We start from the raw sequence: 2,007 nt of genomic DNA on the forward strand, positions 1-2,007 counted from the left end.
TGGCGAGGCATTAGCATCAGGTCATCCTATCGCCAGCGGGGTAATAGAAGGTGCTTGTCGTCATTTGATAAACGATAGACTGGATATTACCGGTGCCCGTTGGGGGCTTGATGGAGGTGAAGCTATTTTGAAATTACATTCACTGAAGTCAAGCGACGATTTTGATGAGTATTGGAAGTTTCATAAGCAGCAATCTCAACGACGACTTTATAAAGCTGCTGTAACCGTCGAATCAAAGGAACTGCACCCAAAGAATATATGCGTCTAACTCACTTTATGTATGACAAAAAACCTTCAACACAAATCATGACGGTTTTAGCGTTCTTAATCAGAGTAATCTAAGCTTTTAATGCTGTGACATCTGCTTTGTCAAGGTCTGCGCCTCTGCTTGACCTTCCATGCTCAGTGATAACTCTAACGTGTTAATGTTCGCTAAAATTATTTGGTGTGGCTAATGGTAAGCAGCGCTCATTTAATGGCTCAACACTGTTTCTAAGGTCGTTGAACGCTTTTATTTGAGGCATTAAACTTTTTGCGTTTGTTTCTGTTAGTTCAGTAGGATTTATGACCTCCCAACTAGAGGTGAAATCATTACCATAATATATCGTACTGTTACCACATACAGAAATTACGGCATTGTTAGCTACGTGCGCACCGATGAAGTTGTTATTTCTCCCATTATTAACGACTATATCTGCATTTTCGGCCGCTGAACCATATACATAATTCGAGCCACCAGACAGGGTCATCTGAGCATCTTTTGCGGCTGAATAAGATACATAATTAGTGCCACCAGACAGGGTCATCTGAGCCTCATTTGCCGCTGAACCAGTTACAGCATTCCTGCCACCAGACAGGGTCACATGAGCATTTTTTGCAGCTGAACCATTCAGCAAATTAGTGCCACCAGACAGGGTCATCTGAGCCTCTTTTGCCGCTGAATAATATACATAATTCGAGCCACCAGACAGGGTCATCTGAGCCTTTTTTGCCGCTGAACCATATACATAATTCGAGCCACCAGACAGGGTCATCTGAGCCTCTCTTGCCGCTGAATCATATACCAAATTAGTGCCACTAAACAGCCTTATATCCGCACAAAAACCCTCATGTCCCGATAAATCTTGATTTTCTATTACTCTGTCCACAGGACACCCAGATGAATCACCGTAGCCAAAGCCATCAGCAACCCCTAAATTATATTGAGCCCCAGCATTTCCTTGATTGGTCGATTTTGTTAACGTTTTAACGGATTCAACATTAGAATCTGTTTTTTCGTTTGTATTTCCAGCTTGCACAAAACCGCACTGGCTCATCAATAACAGACCACTAATAGTGGTTTGTAGGATTCTCTTAAATGTCATCAGTTCCTCACTTCAGATAAATGCCAATCCCCAATATTATCAGACCATAAAACGTAACCGTTCACCAAGCTCCTCTTGTTTTTTGTGAAACAAGTCACTTGACCTAACATTGTTACTTGAACGATCTTTTTATGGTGTTTTATGTACACATAAAAAAGAAAAAATGCTTCGAGATAGATGCTAATTTGCTGATTCAAGAGTTATGGTCAAAACTTCGGGAATACGAAGATAGGTTAAAGCCGTTTTCTCAGAATTCATCAAAATCGCCGTCATCAGATACACCTGAAGCAAAGGCTGATAGAAAAAAGCTCAAACGCATCGTAGCAGAAATAAGATGGGCGCTCAGCCAGGCCACACGGGGGACAAAAGACCTTTAGCTGAACTGTCGGATGATGACATCGTAATTGAGTGCAAGCCTCAATCTTATTGCAGTGCTTGTTATCACTCGATTAAGGTAAACGAGCGACATAGCCGTCGTCATCAAGTATTCGATTTACCCAAAGTATCTTTGGAGATCACTGAGTACCAAATTTTTCATGGTCACTGCCAATATTGTAATGCCACTTATAAAGGGGAGTTACCGGAAACTTCGCCTAAAGGGCAAATAGGCTCTCGTCTGATGGGGCATATTGCGGTATTAGCA

1 protein-coding gene and 2 pseudogenes are annotated in these 2,007 nt (G+C 41.8%); 2 read left to right on the forward strand and 1 reads right to left on the reverse strand.

Translation table 11 applies throughout. The features are described 5' to 3' along the window. Nucleotides 1–268: pseudogene (locus JQC92_RS22855) on the forward strand (hypothetical protein); the annotation flags it as partial. A 154-nt stretch (nt 269–422) separates the two neighbouring features. Here JQC92_RS22855 and JQC92_RS22095 read toward each other — a convergent pair. Next, nucleotides 423–1,364, reverse strand: a complete 942-nt coding sequence (locus tag JQC92_RS22095) for a hypothetical protein (RefSeq protein ID WP_205001684.1) — start codon at nt 1,362–1,364, stop codon at nt 423–425. 149 nt (nt 1,365–1,513) lie between these two features. Between JQC92_RS22095 and JQC92_RS22860 the strand changes: the two are divergent. Beyond that, nucleotides 1,514–2,007, forward strand: a pseudogene (locus tag JQC92_RS22860) (DUF6444 domain-containing protein); the annotation flags it as partial.

It is taken from the genome of Parashewanella hymeniacidonis (genome assembly GCF_016900895.1).
In the GTDB taxonomy this organism is placed as follows: Bacteria; Pseudomonadota; Gammaproteobacteria; order Enterobacterales; family Shewanellaceae; genus Parashewanella; species Parashewanella hymeniacidonis.

Excerpts from the sequence above, each read along its gene's own strand:
- JQC92_RS22095 (WP_205001684.1), bottom strand. The coding sequence starts at position 1,364 with ATGACATTTAAGAGAATCCTACAAACCACTATTAGTGGTCTGTTATTG.